The sequence below is a fragment of the Rhizobium laguerreae genome, from assembly GCF_002008165.1.
GTDB lineage: Bacteria > Pseudomonadota > Alphaproteobacteria > Rhizobiales > Rhizobiaceae > Rhizobium > Rhizobium laguerreae.
Genome location: NZ_MRDM01000014.1, coordinates 1,306,154 through 1,329,682, shown reverse-complemented (window position 1 = coordinate 1,329,682; position 23,529 = coordinate 1,306,154). Strand labels below are relative to the sequence as shown.

Sequence of the window (23,529 nt, the reverse complement as noted above, 5' to 3'; positions counted from 1 at the left end):
GGATGGTCTCTTTAGTTGGAAGTCGGGGGCTGTTCACGCACCGGTGTGATGTGGTCGCCGTCGCGGACGTAGGCGCCCGCCTTGGCCACGACCTCGTCGCCGGTCTTCAATCCTTCGACGATCTCGACATAAGCACCGTCCTGGATGCCGGTCTCGACCTTGGCGAATTTCACCACACCATCCTCGACCTTGCGGGCGGAGGAGCCTTCATTGCCGGTGAGCACTGCGGTCAAAGGAAGCGCTACGCCTTCAGTCTCGCGGACGATGATCTCGGCGCTGCCGTACATGCCGGAACGCGCCTTGCTGTCATCGTCGATGGAGATATGAACGAGGCCGAGGCGGGTGACGGGATCGACGGTCGGCGAAACCAGACGCACGGCGCCGGAAAGTCTCTCGCGGCTACCGGAAAGCGAAATCGTCGCCTTCTGGCCAGCCATCACCCTGACGATATCGCTTTCGGCGATTTCGGCGACAAGCTCGATATCGCCGTTGCGGATAAGCGTGAACATCGGGTCGCTGGTGCCGGCAGCAATGGCGCCGACCTTGGCGTTCTTTGCCGAGATCGTGCCGGCGACCGGCGTCTTCACATCGGTGCGCGCCAGCTTCAAATCCGCATCTGCGATCTGGCTGTCGAAGACCTTGAGATCGGCTTCGGCGACCTCGATCGCCTGTTCGGCAGAGACGACACGGGCGTTGGCGGCGGCGGCAGTCGCATCGGCCTGTTCGACCTGGGCGGTGGAAACGGTACCCTTCTTGACCATTTCCTGAGCGCGAGCCTGCTGCTGCCTCGCCTGTTCGGCATTGGCCTGTGCCTCAATGAGTTGGGCGCGCAGTTGGGCGAGGCTTGCCTCGCCTTTGGCCCTCGTCGCCATCATCTGGCTCTTCTCCAGCACCAGCGCGTCATCGTTGAGCGTCGCCAGCGTGCTTTCGGCCTGAACCTTGTCGCCGACATCGGCTTTCAATGTTCGGATCGAGAGGCCTTCGACCTGCGGCTGGATATAGACTTCCTCGACGGGCTTGACCGTTCCTGTGCCGATGACACGGTCGACGAGGGTGCGGTTCACCGCCGTGGTGACGACGATCGCCGGCAGGTTCTGCTGCGGCTTTGCGACCGGCGTTTCCTGCGAAAAAGCGGTGGATGCAGCAAGTGCCGCTGCAAAAAGAGTAGAGGCGCCTAGAATTCCAATTGGCTTGCGTGCCATGCGTCTTCGTCCAATCTTATGATAAGGTTGGCCGAACTCGAGCGTCTGCCACTCAGCGCGCGATCAGGCCACTGCCCTTCCTGCATTCTCAGAGGTATCCGCCGATCCTTTGCCGTCTTCATCCCTCGCCGGCAAATTCGGCTTGTAGGTGGTATCGATTTGCTCGATCTACAAGTCCGGCAGAAAACAATTCCCCATTTGGCGATAATAATTACCATTCCGACGTCAATCAATCACCGCAAGGTTATGTCAACATTACGAAGATTGATCGCGTCTTATCTCTAAGACGTTTGACGCCCGATAAATGCGACAGTTGCAAGGCATTTTTCTCGGTTGGGCCGAAATAGACAAAACGCGCGGGAAATCTCCCGCGCGTTTTGCTTCGCAATCTCGCCGAATTATTTGGAAGCGGCGTCGGTGATGTCGTGCGTCCAGGCGCCCGACGGCTCCTTGCTGATGATCTTCTGATCGAGCAGCGCCTTTGCCGTGCGGGCATAGAGCGCCTCGTCCAGCTTGCCGGAGCTGTCGCCGACCAGCTTGGCGACTTCGCCCATCATGCGCTTCTGATGGTTCTCGTCCTGGCCGCCATTGTCCGTGACGATCTCGGCGGCTTCGTCGGGATTCTCGGTGGCATATTTCCAGCCCTTCATCGAAGCGCGGACGAACTTGACCATCTTCTCCTTGAAGGCCGGGTCTTTCAGCTTGTCTTCCATCGCATAGAGGCCGTCTTCGAGAAGGTCGTTGCCCATTTCAGTGTAGTTGAAGACCGTCAGTTCTTCCGGCTTGAAGCCGGCATCGATCGCCTGCCAGTATTCGTTATAGGTCATGACGGAGATGCAGTCGGCCTGCTTCTGGACGAGCGGCTGCACATCGAAGCTCTGCTTCAGCACTGTGACGCCGTTCGGCCCGCCTTCGGTCGACAGGCCGAGCTTGTTCATCCAGGCGAAGAAGGGATACTCGTTGCCGAAGAACCAGACGCCGAGCGTGTGGCCCTTGAAGTCGGCTTCGGTCTTGACCGGGCCGTCCTTGCGGCAGACCATTTCCAGACCCGACTTCTGAAAGGGCTGGGCGATGTTGACGAGCGGAACACCCTTTTCGCGGGCAACCAGAGCGCCGCCCATCCAGTCGACGATAACATCGGCCCCGCCGCCGGCGATCACCTGCTCGGGGGCGATATCGGGGCCGCCCGGCTTAATGTCGACGTCGAGGCCTTCTTCCTTGTAGAAGCCCTTGTCCTTAGCGACGTAATAGCCGCCGAACTGGCTCTGCGTGACCCATTTCAGCTGCAGCACCACCTTGTCGGCGGCCATCGCATGGGCTGCTGCAAGCGACATCGCGCTCGCCATCATTGCAACCATCAACTTTCTCATTTTCTTATCCTTACCCTCTGAAGTTATGCCCGGACCCGTTTCTGGAGTCCGCGCGCGCCTAGCCACCACGGATAGACGGATGCCAGAACGTCACCGCCCGTTCGGTCAGGGCGATGATGCCATAGAAGATCGAGCCGGCCAGCGCCGCGACGGCGATTTCCGCCCAGACCATGTCGACATTCATGCGGCCGATCTCGGTGGAGATGCGGAAGCCCATGCCGACGATCGGCGTCCCGAAGAATTCCGCAACGATGGCACCAATCAGCGCCAGCGTCGAGTTGATCTTCAGTGCGTTGAAAATGAAGGGCATTGCTGCCGGAAGCCTGAGTTTCAGCAGCGTCTGCCAATATCCGGAGGCATAGGTGCGCATCAGCTCGCGCTCCATGCTGCCGGAGGCGGCAAGGCCGGCGACGGTATTCACCAGCATCGGGAAGAAGGTCATGATGATGACGACCGCGGCTTTCGACGGCCAGTCGAAGCCGAACCACATGACCATGACAGGGGCGACACCGATGATCGGCAGGGCCGAAACCATGTTGCCGATCGGCAGAAGGCCGCGGCGCAGGAAGGCGATGCGGTCGGCGAGCACCGCGACGACGAAGCCACTGAGGCAGCCGACGATATAACCGATCAGCACCGCCTTGAAGATCGTCTGCCTGACGTCGGCGCCGAGGATGGGCAGCGACGCCATGAAGCGCGCGCCGATGGCGCTCGGCGGCGGCAGCAGGATGAAGGGGACGCCAGCGCCACGCGTGACCGCTTCCCAGAGAATGAGGATCCAGGCGCCGAAGATCGCCGGGATCAGGAGCTGGAGCGCCGACTTGCCGAAAGTGGTGACGGGCTGCAGTTTCGACAGTTCGGTGACGCATCGCCAGGCAAGCAGCCAGCAGGCAAAGAGCAGCAGGAAGAAAGCCCGCGTCGCCGTTCCCTCGTTGCCGGAAAGAGCCGAAAGCAGCATCCAGGCGGCGCCATGCGCGCCGATAAACAGCACGGTGGCCCGATAGGCCGGCGGCTGCGGCGCGAATGACAGCAGGGCAGCCGCGATGACGATGGTGAAAATGAGGCTTGCCGTGCCGTCGGTAAGGGATCGCGCTGCGCCCTCGGCCAGGAGCGGCAGGGCCGTCAGCGCCCCGACGCAGAGGAGGAGCGCGACCACGGCCTGCCAGGAGAAGGTCATATGTCTCATGCCGGCCTCCCGCCCATGGCGCGGTCGACGACCTTCGCTGCAACGCCGACAATCGCAACCAGGATGCCCGCCAGCAGCGATCCGGCGACGAGGGCAGCCCAGATATCGATGGTCTGGCTGTAATAGGAGCCGGCCAGCAGCTTCGAACCGATGCCGGCGACGGCACCCGTCGGTAGCTCTCCGACGATGGCGCCGACGAGGCTGGCGGCGATCGCCACCTTCATCGAGGTGAAGAGGAATGGGATCGAGGCTGGAACGCGCAGCTTCCAGAAAGTCTGCATCGGGCTGGCATAGTAGGTGCGCATCAGGTCGAGATGCATGATCTCAGGCGAACGTAATCCCTTCACCATGCCGACGGCGACCGGAAAGAAGGAGAGGTAGGTGGAGATCAGCGCTTTCGAGACGAGGCGGGAGGCGTCGGAATCGAGGTTCAACAGATGCGCAACGGCATTGTCGCCGGTCAGTACATTGTAGGAGATGATAACGATCATCGGCGCGATGGCGAGGATCGGTATGGTCTGGCTCGCCACCAGCCAGGGCATTAGCGAGCGGTCCATGGCGCGGTTGTGGACGATCAGCACGGCGAGAAGGATGCCGAGCAGCATGCCGAAGCCGAAGCCGAGCAGGGTGGAGGAGAGAGTTACCCAGCTGTGATAGACGAGGCTGCGGTTGCTCGAAAGGCTGCGCAGAAAGGTGTTCTCGTAGACGTTCTGCGCCACCTGATGCGGCGCCGGCAGGATCGGCTTTGGCTGCGCCAGCGTCTTGCCGATGAATTCGAGGGTCGAAGGCGTGGCGCCGGCGCGGCCGTCCATGTCGCGCTGGAACGGCGCGTTCATCAGGATGGCGGCGACATACCAGATGACGACGAGGGCGAGCAGGATTGTGGTGACGGGGACGATCTTGTCCTTGAAGGTGTCGGGTTTCAAAAGAGGCGCCCCCATGTATTGGCATGGAGTGTGCTGCCACCCCCCTCTGTCCTGCCGGACATCTCCCCCACAAGGGGGGAGATCGGCAGGAGGATAGCGCGTCGCTCCCAGTCGGCTCTATAGCGAACGGAACGGCGATCTTTGTTTGGGGAAGCCGGCGCGGCATATCGATCTCCCCCCTTGTGGGGGAGATGCCCGGCAGGGCAGAGGGGGGTGGCCCCAGGGTGCACGCTCCCGCTCCTCATGCGTGCCCCGTCCTCAGCCCTTCGCGGACGCGATGAGCGATTTCCAGGAACTCGGGGGTTTCGCGGATGTCGAGCGGGCGTTCGGCCGGCAGGGTCGAGTCGATCACATCGGTCACTCGGCCCGGGCGCGGAGACATCACCACGATCTTGGTCGAGAGGTAGACCGCCTCGGGGATGGAGTGGGTGACGAAGCAGATCGTCTTGTTGGTGCGGGTCCAGAGTTTCAGCAGCTCTTCGTTCAGATGGTCGCGGACGATCTCGTCCAGGGCGCCGAAGGGCTCATCCATCAGCAGCAGGTCGGCGTCGAAGGCGAGCGCACGGGCGATCGAGGCGCGCTGCTGCATGCCGCCGGAAAGCTGCCAGGGGAATTTCTTCTCGAAGCCCGAAAGACTGACCAGATCGAGCGCTTCGGCGATGCGCCGCGTCCGCTCGGCACCGGAATAGCCCATGATCTCCAAGGGCAGGGCGATGTTGTTTTCGATGGTGCGCCAGGGATAGAGCGCCGGCGCCTGGAAGACATAGCCGTAGGCGCGGGCCTTGCGAGCCTCTTCCGGTGTCATGCCATTGATCGCGATCTCGCCTGAGGTGCTCTTCTCGAGATCGGCGATGACACGCAGGAAAGTGGTCTTGCCGCAGCCCGACGGGCCGATGAAAGAGACGAAATCGCCCTTGCGGACATCGAGATTGACATTGCTCAGTGCACTCACCGGGCCGTCATTCGCCTGGTAGGTGAGACAGAGATCCTTGGCGGATACGACGGAGGGTGCTTGCATCAATGCGACCAGTCTTGTTTTCGCCGCGGGAACGCGGTTTGCGTGCTATCATTACCGCCGGTTTTATCGACGACACACTCCATGGAGGATGAGGATGGACGTGACATCAAAGCCCACCTGCCACATCGTTCGCCCCAATCATGCCTATGACGGCAAGCAGGGGCTCAGCTATTTCCAAGGGGTCGCGGCCGAGACGGTCGGCGCCAAGGGCATCTGTATGCACCTCCTGACGATCCCGCCGGGCGTACGCGCTAAGGCGCATCTGCACGAGGCGCACGAGACGGCGATCTACATGCTCTCCGGCGAGGCCCATACATGGTACGGAGACCGGCTCGAGCATCACGTCATCGTCCATGCCGGCGAACTTTTCTATATCCCGGCCGGCGTGCCGCACCTGCCGGCAAACCTCAGCAGCACGCCGTGCACGGCGATCATCGCCCGCACCGATCCGAACGAGCAGGAAAGCGTCGTGCTTCTGCCGGAGTTGGACGCTTTGGTGCCGGCGTGAGGTCATTGGCATAGAGGCAGCGGTCCCCGGTTGATGGCCGTATCGTCATGCGCCATCGTCATACGCCGCTTGCCGGAATGCCGCTACGCGTCACCTTGCGCGGCGCGGTGATGTCCTTCCACTGTGAAAGCGCCTTGCTGACAGCCGTGACCGGCTCGCGCCTGACGAATTCGCCGTGGCCCTCGCGGGTCTTGATGGTGTTTTCCTCGATTGCGACAACGCCGCGCGTCAGCGTATAGCGCGGCAGGCCGGTCACTTCCTTGCCTTCGAAGACGTTGTAGTCGATCGCCGACTGCTGGGCCTTGGACGAGATGGTCTTGGAACGTTGCGCGTCCCACACGACGATGTCGGCATCGGCGCCGACAAGGATCGCGCCCTTCTTCGGATAGATGTTGAGGATCTTGGCTATGTTGGTCGAGGTGACGGCGACGAATTCGTTCATCGTCAGCCGGCCAGTGTTGACGCCATGGGTCCAGAGCATCGGCATGCGGTCTTCGAGGCCGCCCGTGCCGTTCGGGATCTTGGTGAAGTCGCCGAGCCCGAAGCGCTTCTGCGCCGTGGTGAAGGCGCAATGGTCGGTGGCGACCACCTGCAGCGAACCGGAGGCAAGCCCTGCCCAAAGCGAGTCCTGATGCTGCTTGTTGCGGAATGGCGGCGACATCACCCGGCGGGCCGCGTGATCCCAGTCGGGATTGGAATATTCGCTCTCGTCGAGCGTCAGGTGCTGGATCAGCGGTTCGCCATAGACGCGCATGCCTTTGGCACGGGCGCGGCGGATCGCCTCGTGCGCCTGTTCGCAGGAGGTGTGGACGATATAGACCGGGCAGCCGGCCATGTCGGCGATCATGATGGCGCGGTTGGTGGCCTCACCTTCCACTTCGGCGGGCCGGGAATAAGCATGCGCCTCGGGGCCGTTATTGCCCTCGGCGAGCAGCTTTGCCGACATCGAGGCGACGACGTCGCCGTTTTCGGCGTGCACCAGCGGCAGGGCGCCGAGTTCGGCGCAGCGCTGGAAGGAGGCGAACATCTCATCATCGTCGACCATCAGCGCGCCCTTATAGGCCATGAAGTGCTTGAAGGTGTTGATGCCCTTGTCGCGGACGATGGCCTCCATCTCCTTGAAGACCTGCTCGCTCCACCAGGTGACTGCCATATGAAAGGAATAATCGCAGTTGGCGCGGGTCGATTTGTTGTCCCACATGGTCAGCGCCTCGAGCAGCGACTGGCCGGGGGCGGGCAGGGCGAAATCGACTACCATCGTTGTGCCGCCGGACAGGGCGGCGCGCGTGCCGCTCTCGAAATCGTCGGAGGAATAGGTGCCCATGAAGGGCATTTCGAGGTGGGTGTGCGGATCGATGCCGCCGGGCATGACATAACAGCCGGTCGCATCCAGCGTCTCGTCGCCCGAGAGGTTCGGGCCAATCTCGACGATCTTGCCGCCGTCGATTTTCACGTCAGCCTTATAGGTCAGGTCGGCGGTGACGATGGTGCCGTTCTTGATGACTGTGGTCATGATCATTCCCCGTTCTTGTCTGTAGATTTGGCTGGCGAATAGAAGCCGAGCAGGTCTGAGCTGGCCTCGATCCGGCCCTGCAAAGCCGCCAGAATCGTTTCGAGAACTGAGCGGCGTTCGCGCGAGATTTCCCGATTCCAGAAGCGCAGGATGGAATAGCCATTCACATTGCGCCATTCAGTTCGGCGCTGATCGGACGCGCTATCGGCATGCTGGAAGCCGTCGACTTCGACGATCAGTCGTTGTTCACGACAGAGGAAATCGACGATGAATGGGCCGAGGGGAACTTGCCTTGCAAACTTATAGCCGTTCAAGCGGCGGGCGCGCAGGTCGCTCCAGAGGTGGTATTCCTCTTCAGTTTCGTTGCGGCGAAGCGTTCTCGCCTGGTCGGTCTTGTTGGTGCGATGCTTCCGGATATCCTGCTTGATAATTTTCGTCGCGCCCGGAGCCCCCTCATCCGCCTTTCGGGCACCTTCTCCCCGAGGGGAGAAGGGGAAGACCGCGACGTCTACCGATCCCTTCTCCCCAGCGGGGAGAAGGTGGCCCGAAGGGTCGGATGAGGGGGCTCCGGGCGCGACATTAGTCATCACACCACGATCTCCGCCGTCTCGACCACCGCATGGAACAGCACATCGGCTCCCGCCATCGCCCATTCCTTTGAGATCTCTTCCGCCTCATTGTGCGAGAGGCCGCCGACGCATGGGCACATGACCATCGTTGCCGGCGCGACCTTGGCGGCCCAGCAGGCGTCGTGGCCGGCGCCGGAGATGATGTTCATGTGGCTGTAGCCGAGCCGCTCGGCGGCGTCGCGCACCGACGTGACCAGTTTCGGATCGAAGGTGATCGGCTCGAAATGGCCGATCGCCTCGATGGAACAGCCGACACCGAGTGCGTCGGTGATCTCAGGCGCCTTCGCCTCGATCTTTGCCCGCATGCGGTCGAGCTTCTCCTTGTCGGGAGAGCGGATGTCGACGGTGAAGACGACCTTGCCGGGTAGTACGTTACGGGAATTCGGAGAGAAGAAGACTTGGCCGACACCGCCGACGGCGCCTGGCTGTTCACCCATCGCCACGTCCTGGACCATTTCCAGAATGCGGGCCATGGCGAGACCGGCATTGACGCGCAGGTTCATCGGCGTCGAGCCGGTATGGGCTTCCTTGCCGGTCAGCGTGAATTCCAGCCACCAGAGGCCCTGGCAATGGGTGACGACGCCGATCTGCTTTTCCTCGGCTTCGAGGATCGGTCCCTGCTCGATGTGATATTCGAAATAGGCGTGCATCTTGCGGGCGCCGACCTCTTCGTCGCCAACCCAGCCGATGCGCTTCAGTTCGTCGCCGAACAGATTGCCCTCGGGATCCCTGCGATTATAGGCAAAATCCAGGCTGTGCACGCCGGCGAAGACGCCTGACGCCAGCATCGCAGGGGCAAAACGCGCGCCTTCCTCGTTGGTCCAGTTGGTGACGACGATCGGATGTTTGGTCTTGATGCCGAGATCGTTCATGGTGCGCACGACTTCGAGGGCTGCGAGCACGCCGAGCACACCGTCATATTTGCCGCCGGTCGGCTGGGTGTCGAGATGCGAGCCGACATAGACCGGCAAGGCATCGGGATCGGTACCGGGGCGGGTGGCGAACATCGTGCCCATCCGGTCGACACCCATCGTCAAACCGGCATCGTCGCACCATTTTTTGAAAAGGCTGCGGCCTTGCGCATCGGCATCCGTCAGTGTCTGGCGGTTGTTGCCGCCGGCTATGCCGGGGCCGATTTTTGCCATGTCCATGAGACTGTCCCAGAGACGGTCGCCATTGACGCGCATGTTCTCGCCTGGTGCTGCCACCATTTTGTATGCCCTCACCTGTTTGCGGCAGTCATGCAAAGGTCATGCCCGCCTGTTCCCGTGGTCCTTTCCTGCGCTCCCTTATTGGTTTTGTCGAGCGCCGGAAAATCGTCAGTTGCCTTTGCTTTGCATCTGGCGGATAATTTGACCGATTGGTAAACATTACAACTTCCACCGCCGGGCTCAAGACGAAAATCACGAAAATTACCGATAAAAATACGGGCAGTTGCTCAAGAAAGCGGCGGGGAACGTTTCCGGTCTAAACTTGAGCGAAGAAGTTGAATTTCAAGGGGAAATAACAGCCTGTGACCATACCGAGAGCAGCGAAAACCCTGAGGCGGACGCGAATCCAGGAGGAGAAGGAAGAGCAGATCCTGGAAGCGGCCCTCGACGTGTTTTCGGCAAGCGGCTTTCGCGGCTCGACCATTGACCAGATCGCCGAAGTGGCGGGCATGTCGAAACCCAACCTGCTCTATTATTTCCGCACCAAGGAAGCCATGCACCGGGCGCTGATCGACCGGGTGCTCTACACCTGGCTGGAGCCGTTGCGGGCCTTCGACGCCGAAGGCAATCCGGAGGCGGAAATCCGCAGCTACATCCGCCGCAAGCTGGAGATGGCCCGCGATTTTCCGCGCGAGAGCCGGCTTTTCGCCAACGAGGTGCTGCAGGGCGCGCCGCATATCGAGGACGAGCTGAAGGGACCGCTGAAGGAATTGGTCGACGAGAAGGCGGAGGTCATCCGCGCCTGGGCGAAATCAGGCAAGATCGTCAAATGCGATCCCTATCACCTGATCTTCTCCATCTGGTCGACAACGCAGCATTACGCGGATTTCGACGTTCAGGTGCGTGCCGTGCTGGGGCAGGAACATTCGGGCGAAGGGCGCTTCGAGGATGCGGCGCGGTTTCTGGAACAGCTCTTCATCGGCGGCCTGCGACCGGATCCCCTGGAGGCGTGAGGGTTTACCCTCTTCTTGGAAGCGGCACCCGAGCAAGAATATCCGTCATGCCTTCCATCGTATAAGGCTTCTGTAGCACGGGCGCGTCCGAGTGGCTGTTGGCCTGGGCGATGCCCTCCCCATAGCCCGTGGCAAAAACGAAGGGCACGCCTTCGGCAGCCAGCCGGTCGGCAATTCCGAAACTCGTCTCATCGCCAAGATTGACATCGAGAAGCGCCAGATCGAAGGACTGGCCTGCCAGAATTTCCATCGCCTCAGTGACACTTGGCGCCGTAGCCACGTCGGCGCCCAGGCGGCGCAGGATGTCCTCGCCATCCATGGCGATGATCAGATTGTTTTCCACCAGCAGTACGTTCAGGCCGAAAAGCGGCTGATCGTCGGGATTGGTCTTGGGTTCGGTCGTTCCGAGCGGAGCCGGATTTGATCGTTCGCTCGTGGGGCCGACGACATGTCGCGCGGGGATGGAGAAATCGGCCTCGAGCCCATCCTTGGCGTAGCGGACCTCGGCTTTGCCGCCAAGGTCATAGGGGATCGAGCGGCGGATGATCGTCGAACCGAAGCCATGGCGTTTGGGTTCGACGACGGGTGGACCATTCTTTTCGCGCCAGCTAATGCGCAGATTGCCCTCGTCGTCGCGATGCCAGCCGAGTTGGACGGTGCCGCTGCCAATTCCGGAAAGGCTGCCATATTTGGCGCTATTGGTCATCAGCTCATGGAAAACAAGGGCGGCGGTGGAAAAGGCCTGCGGTTCCAGCAGCACATCCTCGCCGCTCATCTGGATGCGTTGCGCGTTTTTCCCGAGATAGGCGGCGGTCTCTGCGAGCAGCAATTGCCGAAGCGAAGCGGGCGCCCAGTGATCGCGGGTGATCTGGTCATGGGCGCGGGCGAGTGACTGGATGCGGCCCTCGAGCTGGCGAATGTAGTCGCCAAGGCCGACCGACGTTGCCTGCGACTGCCGGATAATGCCGGTGATGAGGCTCAATATGTTGCGGACGCGGTGGTTCAGCTCGGCAATCAGCAGTTCCTGGCGCTCGTTTGCCGTCTGGCGCGCCATGCTGACCTCGTCGGTGAGGCGCAACACCACTTCGATCAGTGTGACGCGGATGGTTTCGGCGACACGGCGCTCGGCGTCCGTGAAAGGAAGGGAGCGGCCGCGCACCAGTTCCGACCAGGCTTCGAAACTCTTGCGCGGCGTCAGCCTCGGGCCGTTCGGCCCGTATTCCACCGGCTTGTGTGGGTCGCCGCCCCAGCGGACGGTGCGCACCAATTCCTGACGGAAAAGCACGACATAATCGCGCGGCGACCGCGAGATCGGGATGGCGAGCATGCCTGCCACCGCATCGTCGACCTCAAGGTCCGGATAGGTTTCTGAGAGCCTGTCCACGGCATAGATTCGGCCGGCAGCGCTACGGTTGAGGTGGCGGACGAGGGCTGCGAAACTTCTCTCATTCGGCCCGATGCCGGCGAGTGCCAGCCGGCCGTTGATCCAGACGCCGATCCCGTCAGCAGGAATGGCATCGGCGAGCGCCTCAATCAGCCAGGCCGGATCGTCGAGCAGGCTCGCATTGTCTGCCACGGAGGTGAGAAGCCGGTCGGCGATGCGGCGCGCCTTGGTCTCGTAGTCGAGAGCCAGCCGCCGTTCGCGGCTTTCAAGACGCGACGCAAACATCTGACCGAAGAGTTCGGCAGTGGAGCGGCTTTGGGCCGAAGGCAGACGCGGGCCGTAATGATGGCAGGCAAATAGGCCCCAGAGCTTACCGTCCACGACGATCGATATGGAGAGCGAAGCGCCGACGCCCATGTTTTTCAGATATTCGATGTGGATCGGCGAAACAGAACGCAATACCGACATGGAGAGGTCGAGCGGCTGGCCGTGCTCGTCGCGTTGCGGCAGGATCGGGACCGGGACGGCGTCGACATCGGCAATGATGCGGAACAGGTTGCGCAGATAAAGCGCGCGCGCCTGCACCGGAATGTCGGAAGCCGGATAGTGCAGCCCGAGAAACGAGCCGATGCCGGCCCGGGCGGCTTCCGCCACCACTTCGCCGGAACCGCCTTCGTCGAAACGATAAACCATGACCCGATCGAAGCCAGTCAAGGCGCGCGCCTGTCTTGCACCTTCGCGGAAGAAAGCCTCCAGTGTTTCCGTGTGGTCGAGGCGGGACATCATGCTGCGCATGGAGAGCGAAGCGGCGTCGCGCCGGTCATCCTGGCAGCGCTCGCCTTCGATGATGACCTCACCTCCGTTCAGGTGCAGGGCAATGTCGAACCTGTTTTGATCGGGCATCAGGGCAATGCCGAAAATGCGCTCGGCGACGTCGGGACCGCGCAGCGTGGTAAGCTTGTTGCGGACGGCGTGGAGTGCTTCGGGTGTGATCAGCGAAACAACGGGACGGCCGATCGCGTCGGCCTGCGCAACATCGAGAAACTCCACCAGATTTGCGGAGGCGCGGGTGACAATCCAGTCTGAGGATATCGCCAGGAGAAAGCCGAAAGGTTGAACCGATCCAAGCTGGTGGATCGGTTCACGGTCGCAGTTGGTGAGATCGACAGGTTCGTGCGTGCCGCTCATGGCACGGTTTCCAGCGTGAGTTGCCCCGCTTTTAGGAAGAGATCGAAGACATTGCGAGCGGCCGTGACGGCAGCGCCGGGATCGTCCACCTTGCTCGCGTCAAGACGATCCATGAAGAGCCGCATGGCGCCCTTCGGGCCTTGGGGGGTCAGGTAGCTGCTGGGCAAATGATCAGGCACGGCCTTGGCGAGCAGCGCGCCGCCGAGCTTGGAGCCTTCCAGGACATAGGCAGCACCCCAGACCGCTGCTTCGCAATGCAAGGCGGGTTGAGGAAGGGGCGCGGGCAATCGATCGCCGAGTTCCCTAATGTCGGCAGCGAGCAGGTGAGCGCGCCTTCGTTCCGACCAGTTGGGCAGCAGGCGAGCGATCCCGGCTTCCTCAAGCGCATGTTCGACTGATGGTACGACCTGGGCATGCGCGCGCAGGAATGCCTTGTAATCCTGGGTGCGTGAGAGATTGAAACTGCCGAAGAGAGCGTCGACCGCGGCGTGGCAATCTGCAGTTTGTGCGCGGAGAGCGCTGCGAAGTGACATGCTGACCGTGTTCCGAGTGATATGGCGGTCGTCCACAACGGACGGTGAACTATCGGATATACTGCTGCATCGGGTGATTTCCAGGGAAACGTATAGGAATTACATGGGTTTCTCGTCGCTCGCAGACGCGTGGCGAGCGCTTCAGCCCATCATTGCCGGCAGTCCTGCGGCGAGCGTATCGATCGCGAGCCGCACCTTCGGCAGCATGACCGGAGAGCGCAGCCAAACGGCATGGGCATCGAAGACATTGGCCGGTTCCTGCTTCAACACCTGAATGAGCCGGCCTGCCAGCACCTCCTCGCGGACCAGCCAGCAGGGGAGCCAGGCAAGTCCGCGCCCGGCGACGGCCGCATCGGAAATCGAAGCAAGGTCGTCGAGCCGCAGCCGCGCCTTTGGCGGCATCCGCCGCCCGGGATCGGCTGCAGTCGGAAAGATCCAGCCCTTGTCATCATCGCCCCGCCTATAGACGATGCCCTCATGCCGGGGAATATCGAAGACGGTCTGCGGCGAACCATGTTTTTCCAGATAGGCGGGCGATGCGCAGACGGTCATGCGCTGGCGGGCGATCGCCCGGGCCATCAGATCCGGATTGTCCTTCAGCGGCCCGTTGCGGATGACAAGATCGAAGCCGTCCTCGAGCAGGTCGACGATACGGTCGTTGAAGGAAAGGTCGAGTTCGAGGTTCGGATGTTCATCGAGCAGGCGTGCGAGGACCGGCGCGATGCAATGGCGGCCGAAAAGCACCGGCATCGAGATGCGCAGGCGGCCGCGCACATCACGCCGGCCGGATTCCAGCATCGCTTCCCTGAGGCGGATTTCCTCGACCGCCCGCAGGCAGCGCTCGTAGAAGAAGCGGCCTTCCTCGGTGAGGCTCTGCATGCGTGTCGTACGGTTGAAAAGCCGCACGCCGAGACGCTGTTCCAGACGTGCGATCGTCTTGCCGACCGCCGAACGCGTGAGGTGAAGCCGCTCGGCGGCGGCCGAAAAGCCACCTGCCTCGACGGCTTCGACAAAGATCGAGATACCCTTCAGCTGTTCCATTTGTTTCCTCTTTGGAACCATTCTGGAGAATAAATATCGCAACTGGTGCGAAATATTCAACGATATGTTTTGCGCTCCCTGCAATGGACAAGGAGCAAGACAATGCAGACAACACGGCAATGGCAGATCGACGCGGTAGGGCCGGAGCGCCAGCTGACGATCGGGGAGCGGAGGCTCGAACCGGTTTCGGGAAACAGGGTTCTGGTCCGGACGGAAGCCGTCTCGCTCAATTTCCGCGATCGGTTGCTGATGGAGAGCGGCATGGGGTTGCCGCTGCAATTTCCCTTCGTGCCAGCTTCGGACATGGCAGGGGTCGTCGAGGCAGTCGGACCCGATGTCAGCCGTTTCAAGCCGGGCGATCGGGTCATCTCGACGTTTTCGCCCGACTGGATTGACGGACGCGGCTTGGGCGATGCGCGCACGCCACCTTACAAGACGCGCGGCGGCTTCTATCCCGGCGTCCTCTCGCAATACACCGTGCTATCGGAGGAATGGTATTCACGCGCGCCTGATACGCTCGATGCGGCGCAGGCGAGCACCTTGCCCTGCGCCGGACTGACTGCCTGGTTCGCCCTGATCGAACGCGGCGGTCTGAAAGCCGGCGACAAGGTGCTAGTACAAGGCACCGGCGGGGTGGCGCTCTTCGGTCTGCAGATCGCCAAGGCGCATGGCGCGGAGGTCTTCATCACATCAGGCAGCGCCGAGAAGCTCGAGCGCGCCGTTGCTCTCGGCGCCGATCATACGATCAACCGCCATGAGGGCGACTGGGTGGAACAACTTTATCAGTTGACCGGCGGCTATGGCGCCGATCACGTGCTTGAGATCGTCGGCGGCCCACATCTCGGCCAGGCGCTGAAGGCGGTGGCGATCAATGGCCGCATTTCCGTTATCGGCGTGTTCGAGGGATTCGAGGTTTCCGGCCCGGCCGGCCCATTCCTGCTCAAGGCGCCAGTCGTGCAGGGCATTTCGGTCGGCCATCGCCGTGCGCTTGAAAATCTGGTGCGGGCAATCGACCAGACCGGGCTGAAGCCTGTGATCGACAAGCGTTATGCCTTCGACGAATTCCCTGAGGCGCTCGATCACCTCTATCGCGGGCCTTTCGGCAAGGTGGTCGTCGAGTTCTGACGGCCGCGATTTTCCCGTCTCCCCGCTGCAATAATTGCAGGGGAGACGGGAGGCCCTCATGCGGCAGCAGGGACGCCCTGTTCGAAGGCGAAGCCTTCATCGGCCCAGCCGGTCATTCCGCCGATCATCAGCTTGGTCTGAAGCCCGAGATTGGCGAGGCGGAAGGCAGCCTTGTCGGCGCCGTTGCAGTGCGGGCCGGCGCAATAGACGACGAAGAGTGTATCGCTTGCCCATGTCGACATGCGGTGCGCCGTCATCTTGCCGTGCGGCAGGTTGATGGCTCCGGGAATGTGGGACTCTGCGAAGAGCTGCGGCGAGCGCACGTCGAGGAGAACGAAATCGACTTTGCCGGCCGCAAAGGCGGCATGCACGTCGGAGCAATCGGTTTCGAAAGCGAGCTTGGCGGCAAAGTGAGCGACGGCGGCATGCGGAGCTGCAGCAGGTATTTGGGAAATGGGGCTTGGCATCGGTTTTCCTTTTTCTGAAGTTGCCGCCTGGTATTGCCGATGCTAAAGCTTTGCGAAATTGGCCATCATGACCGACAGCGTAAAGATCATGCCAAATTCATTGCCGCCGCAGACGAAAGGACCGCTGGTCGCCGCACTTGCCTATGACGGGCTCTGCACCTTCGAATTCGGCATCGCCTACGAGGTCTTCGGCCTGCCACGGCCGGAAATGGGCGAAGGCTGGTATCGCTTCTCGGTTTGCGGCATCGAACCGGGTCCGCTTCGCGCTGCGGGAGGGCTGACGGTGGCAGTCGACAAGGGACTGGAAGTGCTTGACGAAGCGGACCTGATCGTCGTGCCGGGTTGGCGGTCGATCGATGCCGCCGTTCCTGAGCCGCTGGTTTCAGCGCTCAAGGCCGCGCATGAACGCGGCGCAAGGATCATGTCACTTTGCTCAGGTGTTGCCGTTCTTGCCGGGTCGGGTCTGCTAACGAACCGCAGGGCGACGACGCATTGGCGTTATGTCGCCTCGATCGCCGCGCGTTATCCCGACATCGCACTCGACGCCGACGTTCTCTACATGGACGAAGGCAGCCTGCTGACGGCGGCGGGCAGTGCTGCCGGCATCGATCTCTGCCTGCATGTGGTGCGCGGCGATTTCGGTTCGGAGGCCGCAAACAGCGTCGCCCGCCGTCTGGTCGTGCCGCCACACCGCGAAGGCGGACAGGCGCAGTTCATTCACGCGCCAGTTCCCGAGGAACGCGAGGGTATCCGCTTGGGGCCGCTGATCGAATGGATGCGCGAAAGCCTTTCCGAGGACCAGCCAATCAGCCTGCTTGCGAAAAGAGCGGGCATGAGCATGCGCACCTTCCAGCGGCGCTTCGAAGCGACGACGGGCCTCAGCGTCGGCGAATGGCTGCTGAAGGAGCGGCTGCGTCATGCCCGCGATCTGATGGAGAAGGAACTTGCCGTTTCGCTCGATGACATCGCCGCTGCCAGCGGCTTTGGAACACTGGCAACCATGCGGCATCATTTTCGCAGGCGGCTCGGGACAAGCCCTCATGCCTATCGAAAATCATTCGGTGGCTAAGGCATCCTTTGCCTGCATTTAACCTAGCTAGAGCCTTTCCGGGTTAGATTGAAGCATTCTGTTGGCTCAAACGGAGTCGGATGGTCGACCGGCCGGCGCGCGTCGTAGCCAAGTTCTACGGCCAAGCCGGCCGATCGATCAGCCGGCCCGTTTCAGCCAACCCGAAGGGCCGGGCATCTTTCCGCCAGGGCAAAGGCGATCGGCTCGGACGTACCTAGGGGTATGCCCTTCGCCAATCGTCTCTGCCCTGACGAAAACCTGCTCCGGCAGAATGCTGCAATCTAACCCGGAAAGGCTCTAAATGGCCGCTCTCGATCGCATCTCGAGAGGGCGCGTGGTGATGAGCGACATCTCAGCACGCTCCGAGACAGCAAGAGTTGCCTGAAAAGGCGCGATGTTCGCTGGCCGGGAACTTCAATGGCGCCGGGTTGTTTGCGCAGAAAGTGGTAAATCGGAAGGACGCTTCGACTATGACAACCAATCTCAAGGATGCTGTCGTCGTCATTACCGGCGCATCGAGTGGTATCGGCCAAGCCGCAGCCGAGGCATTCGCCAGGCAGGGGAGCAGGCTGGTGCTCGCGTCGCGCAACGGTGCCGCGCTGGAAAAAGTGGCAGAGGGCTGCCGCCTCCTTGGCGGCGAGGCCACTTCAGTTGTTGCGGATGTCACCGACCCCGATGCCGTCAAGGCTCTTGCCTCGAAAGCTGCCTCGTTCGGCAAGATAGATGTCTGGGTCAGCAATGTCGGAGTCGGCGCGGTTGGTCGGTTCGAGGAGACGCCCATTGAAGCGCATGAGCAGGTCATCCGCGCGAACTTGCTGGGACATATCAACGACGCACACGCGGTTCTGCCGGTGTTTCTGCGCCAGGGGAGAGGCGTCTTCATCAATATGATTTCGCTCGGCGGTTTTGCAGCGGCGCCGTTCGCCACAGCCTACAGCGCCAGCAAGTTCGGGCTTCGCGGATTTTCCGAGGCCTTACGGGCGGAGGTGGCGGATAAGCCTCGCATTCATATCTGTGATATTTACCCCGCCTTCGTCGATACGCCCGGCCTGATGCATGGCGCCAACTATGTCGGCCGGAAGGTCTCCGCGCCGCCGCCGCTGATCGATGCTCGGCGCGTTGCCGAAGCCATAGTCCAGGTGGCAAAACATCCGCGAGCAACGACCACCGTTGGCGCCGTAACTAACGCAACACGTCTCGCTCACTTGCTGGCGCCAAACCTGGCGGCGCGTTTGCTCGGCCGCTTCATGGCGGCCTATTTCAACCGCGCATCACCTGTCGCGAAAAGTGACGGTAATCTCTATCGGCCTTCCCAGGACACGGCACATATCGATGGCGGTTTACGTTCGCGCTCGCGGTCATCGCTGCCGGCGCCTCTGATGCTGGGCCTTGCAGCCCTTGCTTCCTTCGCGATCGGCGCGGCCATAGCATCGAGGGGCAGCCGGCGCCAGCCTCTTTCTCTGCCCCGGCGCTTGCGATAGCCGAGAAGATCCCAGCCTCGAGCACAGCAAAAGCCAAGCAACTGTGATCGGATACCAGCTTCACCTAGAGCATGATGCCGAAAACTATGAGCGGTTTTCGGGCGACATCATGCTCTAACTCTTGAATTGAGAACAGGATTCAGATTTTAGGCCGACCCGGCCTAAAGTCATCCTGTTCTAGACGCTATGGCGAAGGCCTCGTATGGGCTGAGTTCAATGGTCTCGTTGATCATGTTCACCGGTTCATAATTGTAGATGAGACATTCTCCGTTCATGCCGAGCTCCGATGGCAAACTCAGCGCAATGTGCCGTGGGGTGAAGTTGGCGACGACGATCATCCGAGTCCTGTCGAATGTACGGGTATAGACGAAGACATCAGGGTGTTGGTCGAGCCAGGATCGGTATTCCCCGTATACGATGACAGGGCACGTCTTCCGGAGAGCGATCAATTTGCGATAGTGGTTCCAGATCGAGCTCTCGTCCCTAATGGCCGCTTCAGCGTTGACCTTCGGATAATTGGGATTGACTTCGATCCAGGGCACGCCGGTCGAGAAACCGCCATAAGGGGCCGCGCTCCATTGCATCGGTGTGCGGGCGTTATCGCGGCCGTTCTCGTTTGCTCCGCGAATAAACTCTTCTGGGGAAAGGCCGGCCTCCACGTGCAGCCTGTGCATGTTGAGGGTTTCGATGTCCCGGTACTGTTCGATGGAGGTGAACGGGACGTTCGTCATGCCGATCTCCTCACCCTGATAGATGAAAGGCGTGCCTTTCAGGAGATGCAGCACGGTCGCCAGCATCTTGGCGGACTCCACGTGATAGCCGGTGACATCGCCGTAGCGCGAGACGGCGCGTGGCAGATCGTGATTGCCCCAGAAGAGCGAATTCCACCCATCTTCGGACAAGGCAAGCTGCCACTTGCTGAGGACCGTCTTGAGATTGACAAGGTCGAGCGGTTTCGGGCGCCATTTCCCATAGACCGTGTCCCATTGCTGGGTGACGTGCTCGAACTGGAAGACCATCGACAGTTCTTGGCGGTCACGCCCGGAATAGAGGAGGGCCGCGCCGGGAGTGGCGCTCCAGGCTTCACCAACCGTAAGAATGTCGCGGCTGCCAAACGTCCTGGCATTCATCTCCTGCAAATAGTCGTGCAGATGCGGTCCGTCCTTGATGAGCTCCCGGTCCACCTGCTTGCCGATGTAATCAATGACATCCATACGGAAGCCGGCAATGCCGCGCTCGAGCCACCAGTTCATCATGTCATAGATTTCCGCCCGTACCCTCTCGTTCTCCCAATTGAGGTCCGGCTGACGGCGGGAAAACATATGCAGGTAATATTCGCCTGTTGCGGGGTCCAGCGTCCACGCCGGCCCGCCGAAGGAGGATTTCAAGCCGTTCGGCGGTCCTCCGCCCGGCGCAGGCTTTCGCCAGATGTAGAAGTCGCGGAATGGATTGTCCGAACCCTGACGGGATTGAAGAAACCACGGATGCTCATCGGAGGTGTGGTTCACGACGAGGTCGAGCATGATGCCGATTCCTCGATCTTTTGCCTCCGCCACCAACTGGTCGAAATCTGCGAGCGTGCCAAACTCGGAGGCGATGTCCCGATAGTCGGATATGTCGTAACCATTGTCGTCCATCGGCGACTTGTAGATCGGCGACAGCCAGATGATGTCGATCCCGAGCTTTTTGAGATAATCGAGCTTTGAGGTGATGCCGGGGAGATCGCCGATGCCATCGCCGTTCGAGTCGCAGAAGCTGCGCGGATAGACCTGGTAGACAGTTGCGGTATGCCACCATTTCGGTTGGAGAGGTGATCGCTCGGGACTTGCCAGCGGTGTCGTGGAGTGATCCATCGGAGGCTTTCCTATCTGTTCGGGATATTGTGAAAACACCGGTGATGTCTGCAGGTTCCACCGGCGCAGACCTTCCTTCCGCTTCCCCCGGCACCCGTGGACTTGGCGCAATCCGAGGAACCCCCTCGTTCCGGAACCGTTAGAAGGGGTGGCAACAGAGATTATCGGGAGACCGTCGCGGTGCCGAACCGAAGCAGCAGCTGGTATGAGGAGGCAGTGATCTACAGCATCGATGTCGAGAAATTCGCCGATGGAAATGGCGACGGCATTGGCGACTTCGTGGGCCTGACTGAAAAGCTGAGCTACCTTTCAGAACTCGGAATCACATGCATCTGGCTCCTGCCGTTTTATCGCAGTCCGGATCGCGATAATGGTTATGACGTCAGCGATTTCTATTCGATCAACCCAAAGGTCGGAACGCTTGACGACTTCCTGACATTTCTGCACTGCGCCGGTGAGCATGGGATTCGGGTGATCATCGATCTTGTCGTCAATCATACATCCGATCAGCATCCCTGGTTCCAGGCCGCCAGGCGGGACGACGAGACGCGCTACCGCAGTTATTATGTCTGGAGCGCCGATCCTCCGCCTGTCGCTTCCGGGGCCAAGTCGATTTTTCCGGGCGAAGTGGACAGCCTCTGGACCTATGACGAAGTGGCGAGGGCCTATTATTTCCATAGTTTCTATGAGTTTCAGCCTGAACTGAACGCTGCTAATCCGCGGGTTCGCGAAGAGATCTTGCGCATCGTCGACTACTGGATCGCGTTCGGGGTCAGCGGGTTCAGACTTGACGCCGCGCCGCTTATCATTGCCGATAAAGGACTTGAGCATGCCAATCCTCGTGATCCACATGGTATCCTAAGGGAGATCGGCAGCTATCTACAAAGCAGGCGGCCGGGTGGTGTGCTCCTTGGTGAAGTCAATCTTCCGCCGGAGGCTTCCGATGCCTATTTTGGGGAAGGAGACCAACTCCAGCTTCTGCTCAACTTCATGCTCGCCTGCTATCTCTTCGCAGGCTTTGCTGGGGAAGACGCGGCCTCGATCAATCAGGGACTGAGCCTGCTTCCGGAGCCACCGCCCGGTTGCGCGTGGGTCAATTTCCTGCGCAATCTCGACGAGCTCGATTTTTCCCGGGTTCCTGCGGATTTGAAGAAGAACGTCTTCGACGCCTTCGCGCCGAAGGAAGAGATGCAGGCATTCGGCCGCGGCATCCGCCGTCGCGTTGCGCCCATGTTGAACGGCGACCAACGACGAACCGAACTCGCCTTCAGCATCATCTTTTCGCTGAGCGGGCCGCCGCTTATCGTCTACGGCGACGAGATCGGTATCGGCGAGGACCTTTCCCAGCCCGGACGCAATGCAGTGAGGGTACCGATGCAATGGTCGGCGGAAAGGAATGCCGGTTTCTCCGGTGCCAACGCCGGAAAACTGTGTCAGCCGATCGTCGCGGAGGGGCCGTTTTCCTACAAAAAAGTCAATGTTGCCGACCAATCCAACGATCCAAATTCCCTGTTGAACGGGATCAGGCGCTTTATTTCTCTTCGCAGGAACCAACCGATCTTCACGAAGGGGCGGCTGGTGAGATTGAGCGCCGAGGATCCGGCTGTTTTAGTCCACGGCTTTGAAGACGCCGGGTCGCTTCTGTTGCTCGTTCACAACCTTGCTGGCCGGCGTATTAAGACGGAAATCAATTTTGGCGGAATGCAGCCTGGGAAGTTTCGAGATCTGATCGGCGAGGTGGAGTACGCTGGCGCCATCCAGCCACGCCTGGAACTCGAGCCCTATGCCTATCACTGGTTTATTTCCGAGGGTAACGGATCATGACGCTCATCGGTTATCACGCGTCCCATGAACAATTTTCGCCAAGCGAGCTTCTCGGATATGCGCAGGCTGCGGAAGCTGCGGGTTTCGGTGCCGTGATGTCGTCCGATCACCTGACGCCGTGGAGTGAGAGGCAGGGTCAGTCGGGCTTCGCTTGGGCTTGGTTAGGGGCGGCGCTCCAGGCCACGCGATCTATTCCCTTCGGTATCATAACAGTCCCTATGGGCTGGCGTTATCATCCAGCGATTACCGCACAGGCCGGCGCGACGATCGCGGAAATGTTTTCGGGACGGTTGCCGTGGATAGCGGTGGGCAGCGGGCAGGCCATGAATGAACACGTCATCGGTGAACGCTGGCCTTCCAAGGCCGAAAGAAATGAACGGCTGCAGGCGGCGGTAGAGATCATGCGGGACTTGTGGTTGGGGAAGCTTGTCAGTCGGGCAGAGCCCATCAAAGTCGATCAAGCCCGCGTCCATACTCTCCCTGATGAGGTCCCGCGCATTGTTGCCGGCGCTCTTTCGCCAGAAACGGCCGAGTGGGCGGGAGGCTGGGCGGATGCGCTTATCACCATCAATCAGCCGCCCGACAAGCTCGGCAAAGTCGTCGACGCCTTCCGGCGTGGCGGCGGGCAGCAAAAGCCGCTCTACTTACAAACGCATATTTCCTATGCCGGCTCCGAAGAGGAAGCCAGAGCAAGCGCTTTCGAGCAGTGGCGAAGCAACGCAATTTCTGCTGCGATCTCGGAAACCCTTCGTTTGCCGGAGGAGTTCGATGAGGCGTGTCTGAAGGTGCGGCCGGAAGATATGGATGAGCATGTGCGCATCTCGGCCGATCCGCAACAGCATGTCGAGTGGCTAAAAGCCGATGTCGAGATGGGATTTGAAGAAATCTACATTCACAATGTGGGGCGCAATCAGCGCGAGTTCATCGAAGCCTTCGGACGCGAGGTCCTGCCCGCCTTCAGGACTGGCACACCGGTTGCGGCATCGAGCTCCCTAGGGGAATAACTTGAAGGGCCGGCCAGGGGATTAGCTGATGAGGATCTCAACAA

20 protein-coding genes are annotated in these 23,529 nt (G+C 60.9%); 7 read left to right on the top strand and 13 right to left on the bottom strand.

Annotated features, from left to right (window positions below):
- Window positions 1-11: 11 nt before the first annotated feature.
- The 5 genes from BS630_RS22375 to BS630_RS22350 form a co-directional block, all read right to left on the bottom strand.
- Entirely contained in the window at window positions 12-1,202 is a 1,191-nt protein-coding gene (locus BS630_RS22375) for an efflux RND transporter periplasmic adaptor subunit (protein WP_077979092.1), read from the bottom strand.
- 398 nt (window positions 1,203-1,600) lie between these two features.
- Window positions 1,601-2,572 carry an ABC transporter substrate-binding protein gene (locus BS630_RS22370; RefSeq protein WP_077979091.1) on the bottom strand — a complete coding sequence of 324 codons (972 nt, stop codon included), beginning with the start codon at window positions 2,570-2,572 and terminating at the stop codon, window positions 1,601-1,603.
- A 58-nt stretch (window positions 2,573-2,630) separates the two neighbouring features.
- Complete coding sequence (locus tag BS630_RS22365; RefSeq protein WP_077979090.1) at window positions 2,631-3,758, bottom strand: ABC transporter permease; 1,128 nt, start codon at window positions 3,756-3,758, stop codon at window positions 2,631-2,633.
- The gene (locus tag BS630_RS22360; protein WP_077979089.1) at window positions 3,755-4,684 is read right to left on the bottom strand and encodes an ABC transporter permease; all 930 of its coding nucleotides are present in this window, start codon (window positions 4,682-4,684) and stop codon (window positions 3,755-3,757) included. Before BS630_RS22360 ends, BS630_RS22365 begins: the two co-directional genes overlap by 4 nt.
- 241 nt (window positions 4,685-4,925) lie before the next feature.
- Window positions 4,926-5,702, bottom strand: a complete 777-nt coding sequence (locus BS630_RS22350; protein WP_077979087.1) for an ABC transporter ATP-binding protein — start codon at window positions 5,700-5,702, stop codon at window positions 4,926-4,928.
- A gap of 94 nt (window positions 5,703-5,796) precedes the next feature.
- On the opposite strand from BS630_RS22350, the gene BS630_RS22345 reads away from it, so the two are divergent.
- Window positions 5,797-6,210, top strand: a complete 414-nt coding sequence (locus BS630_RS22345; RefSeq protein ID WP_003542280.1) for a cupin domain-containing protein — start codon at window positions 5,797-5,799, stop codon at window positions 6,208-6,210.
- Window positions 6,211-6,268: 58 nt separating this feature from the next.
- Here BS630_RS22345 and hydA read toward each other — a convergent pair whose 3' ends face one another.
- From hydA to BS630_RS22330, 3 genes are read right to left on the bottom strand one after another with little or no spacing between them, the layout of a single operon-like run.
- A complete protein-coding gene (gene hydA, locus BS630_RS22340; RefSeq protein WP_077979267.1) occupies window positions 6,269-7,723 on the bottom strand; it encodes a dihydropyrimidinase in 1,455 nt (484 codons plus the stop codon).
- Window positions 7,724-7,725: 2 nt separating this feature from the next.
- Window positions 7,726-8,310 carry an endonuclease domain-containing protein gene (locus BS630_RS22335; RefSeq protein ID WP_077979086.1) on the bottom strand — a complete coding sequence of 195 codons (585 nt, stop codon included), beginning with the start codon at window positions 8,308-8,310 and terminating at the stop codon, window positions 7,726-7,728.
- Window positions 8,310-9,563 carry a Zn-dependent hydrolase gene (locus tag BS630_RS22330; RefSeq protein WP_077979085.1) on the bottom strand — a complete coding sequence of 418 codons (1,254 nt, stop codon included), beginning with the start codon at window positions 9,561-9,563 and terminating at the stop codon, window positions 8,310-8,312. Before BS630_RS22330 ends, BS630_RS22335 begins: the two co-directional genes overlap by 1 nt.
- Before the next feature lie 302 nt (window positions 9,564-9,865).
- Here BS630_RS22330 and BS630_RS22325 point away from each other — a divergent pair, with 302 nt between their 5' ends.
- Window positions 9,866-10,516, top strand: coding sequence for a TetR family transcriptional regulator C-terminal domain-containing protein (locus BS630_RS22325; protein WP_077979084.1), 651 nt, complete (start codon window positions 9,866-9,868; stop codon window positions 10,514-10,516).
- A 4-nt stretch (window positions 10,517-10,520) separates the two neighbouring features.
- Here BS630_RS22325 and BS630_RS22320 read toward each other — a convergent pair whose 3' ends face one another.
- The 3 genes from BS630_RS22320 to BS630_RS22310 all read right to left on the bottom strand — a co-directional run bounded on the left by BS630_RS22320 (window position 10,521) and on the right by BS630_RS22310 (window position 14,662).
- Window positions 10,521-13,088, bottom strand: coding sequence for an HWE histidine kinase domain-containing protein (locus BS630_RS22320; RefSeq protein ID WP_077979083.1), 2,568 nt, complete (start codon window positions 13,086-13,088; stop codon window positions 10,521-10,523).
- Window positions 13,085-13,621, bottom strand: a complete 537-nt coding sequence (locus BS630_RS22315) for a biliverdin-producing heme oxygenase (protein ID WP_077979082.1) — start codon at window positions 13,619-13,621, stop codon at window positions 13,085-13,087. Before BS630_RS22315 ends, BS630_RS22320 begins: the two co-directional genes overlap by 4 nt.
- 141 nt (window positions 13,622-13,762) lie before the next feature.
- A complete protein-coding gene (locus BS630_RS22310; RefSeq protein ID WP_077979081.1) occupies window positions 13,763-14,662 on the bottom strand; it encodes a LysR family transcriptional regulator in 900 nt (299 codons plus the stop codon).
- 102 nt (window positions 14,663-14,764) lie between these two features.
- Here BS630_RS22310 and BS630_RS22305 point away from each other — a divergent pair, with 102 nt between their 5' ends.
- Entirely contained in the window at window positions 14,765-15,787 is a 1,023-nt protein-coding gene (locus BS630_RS22305) for a zinc-dependent alcohol dehydrogenase family protein (protein ID WP_025395667.1), read from the top strand.
- A gap of 56 nt (window positions 15,788-15,843) precedes the next feature.
- Here the strand turns inward: BS630_RS22305 and BS630_RS22300 are convergent, their stop codons facing one another.
- Window positions 15,844-16,254 (bottom strand): rhodanese-like domain-containing protein, encoded by a 411-nt coding sequence (locus BS630_RS22300; protein ID WP_025395666.1) that lies wholly within the window; start codon window positions 16,252-16,254, stop codon window positions 15,844-15,846.
- A 67-nt stretch (window positions 16,255-16,321) separates the two neighbouring features.
- On the opposite strand from BS630_RS22300, the gene ftrA reads away from it, so the two are divergent.
- Together ftrA and BS630_RS22280 are read left to right on the top strand one after the other, a co-directional pair.
- A complete protein-coding gene (gene ftrA, locus BS630_RS22295; RefSeq protein ID WP_077979080.1) occupies window positions 16,322-17,323 on the top strand; it encodes a transcriptional regulator FtrA in 1,002 nt (333 codons plus the stop codon).
- A gap of 470 nt (window positions 17,324-17,793) precedes the next feature.
- Window positions 17,794-18,804 (top strand): SDR family oxidoreductase, encoded by a 1,011-nt coding sequence (locus BS630_RS22280; protein WP_077979079.1) that lies wholly within the window; start codon window positions 17,794-17,796, stop codon window positions 18,802-18,804.
- Window positions 18,805-18,971: 167 nt separating this feature from the next.
- On the opposite strand, the gene BS630_RS22275 is transcribed toward BS630_RS22280, so the two are convergent.
- Window positions 18,972-20,657 (bottom strand): glycoside hydrolase family 13 protein, encoded by a 1,686-nt coding sequence (locus BS630_RS22275; protein ID WP_077979078.1) that lies wholly within the window; start codon window positions 20,655-20,657, stop codon window positions 18,972-18,974.
- Between the two features lie 180 nt (window positions 20,658-20,837).
- On the opposite strand from BS630_RS22275, the gene BS630_RS22270 reads away from it, so the two are divergent.
- Window positions 20,838-22,481, top strand: coding sequence for an alpha-amylase family protein (locus tag BS630_RS22270; RefSeq protein WP_077979077.1), 1,644 nt, complete (start codon window positions 20,838-20,840; stop codon window positions 22,479-22,481).
- Entirely contained in the window at window positions 22,478-23,485 is a 1,008-nt protein-coding gene (locus BS630_RS22265; protein ID WP_077979076.1) for a TIGR03885 family FMN-dependent LLM class oxidoreductase, read from the top strand. Before BS630_RS22270 ends, BS630_RS22265 begins: the two co-directional genes overlap by 4 nt.
- Window positions 23,486-23,529: the final 44 nt, after the last annotated feature.

Coding starts and splice junctions, on each gene's coding strand:
- BS630_RS22310 (WP_077979081.1), bottom strand. CDS start 14,662: ATGGAACAGCTGAAGGGTATCTCGATCTTTGTCGAAGCCGTCGAGGCA.
- hydA (WP_077979267.1), bottom strand. CDS start 7,723: ATGACCACAGTCATCAAGAACGGCACCATCGTCACCGCCGACCTGACC.
- BS630_RS22350 (WP_077979087.1), bottom strand. CDS start 5,702: ATGCAAGCACCCTCCGTCGTATCCGCCAAGGATCTCTGTCTCACCTAC.
- BS630_RS22265 (WP_077979076.1), top strand. CDS start 22,478: ATGACGCTCATCGGTTATCACGCGTCCCATGAACAATTTTCGCCAAGC.
- BS630_RS22300 (WP_025395666.1), bottom strand. CDS start 16,254: ATGCCAAGCCCCATTTCCCAAATACCTGCTGCAGCTCCGCATGCCGCC.
- BS630_RS22375 (WP_077979092.1), bottom strand. CDS start 1,202: ATGGCACGCAAGCCAATTGGAATTCTAGGCGCCTCTACTCTTTTTGCA.
- BS630_RS22320 (WP_077979083.1), bottom strand. CDS start 13,088: ATGAGCGGCACGCACGAACCTGTCGATCTCACCAACTGCGACCGTGAA.
- BS630_RS22305 (WP_025395667.1), top strand. CDS start 14,765: ATGCAGACAACACGGCAATGGCAGATCGACGCGGTAGGGCCGGAGCGC.
- ftrA (WP_077979080.1), top strand. CDS start 16,322: ATGACCGACAGCGTAAAGATCATGCCAAATTCATTGCCGCCGCAGACG.
- BS630_RS22335 (WP_077979086.1), bottom strand. CDS start 8,310: ATGACTAATGTCGCGCCCGGAGCCCCCTCATCCGACCCTTCGGGCCAC.
- BS630_RS22280 (WP_077979079.1), top strand. CDS start 17,794: ATGACAACCAATCTCAAGGATGCTGTCGTCGTCATTACCGGCGCATCG.
- BS630_RS22315 (WP_077979082.1), bottom strand. CDS start 13,621: ATGTCACTTCGCAGCGCTCTCCGCGCACAAACTGCAGATTGCCACGCC.
- BS630_RS22365 (WP_077979090.1), bottom strand. CDS start 3,758: ATGAGACATATGACCTTCTCCTGGCAGGCCGTGGTCGCGCTCCTCCTC.
- BS630_RS22345 (WP_003542280.1), top strand. CDS start 5,797: ATGGACGTGACATCAAAGCCCACCTGCCACATCGTTCGCCCCAATCAT.
- BS630_RS22370 (WP_077979091.1), bottom strand. CDS start 2,572: ATGAGAAAGTTGATGGTTGCAATGATGGCGAGCGCGATGTCGCTTGCA.
- BS630_RS22275 (WP_077979078.1), bottom strand. CDS start 20,657: ATGGATCACTCCACGACACCGCTGGCAAGTCCCGAGCGATCACCTCTC.
- BS630_RS22330 (WP_077979085.1), bottom strand. CDS start 9,563: ATGGTGGCAGCACCAGGCGAGAACATGCGCGTCAATGGCGACCGTCTC.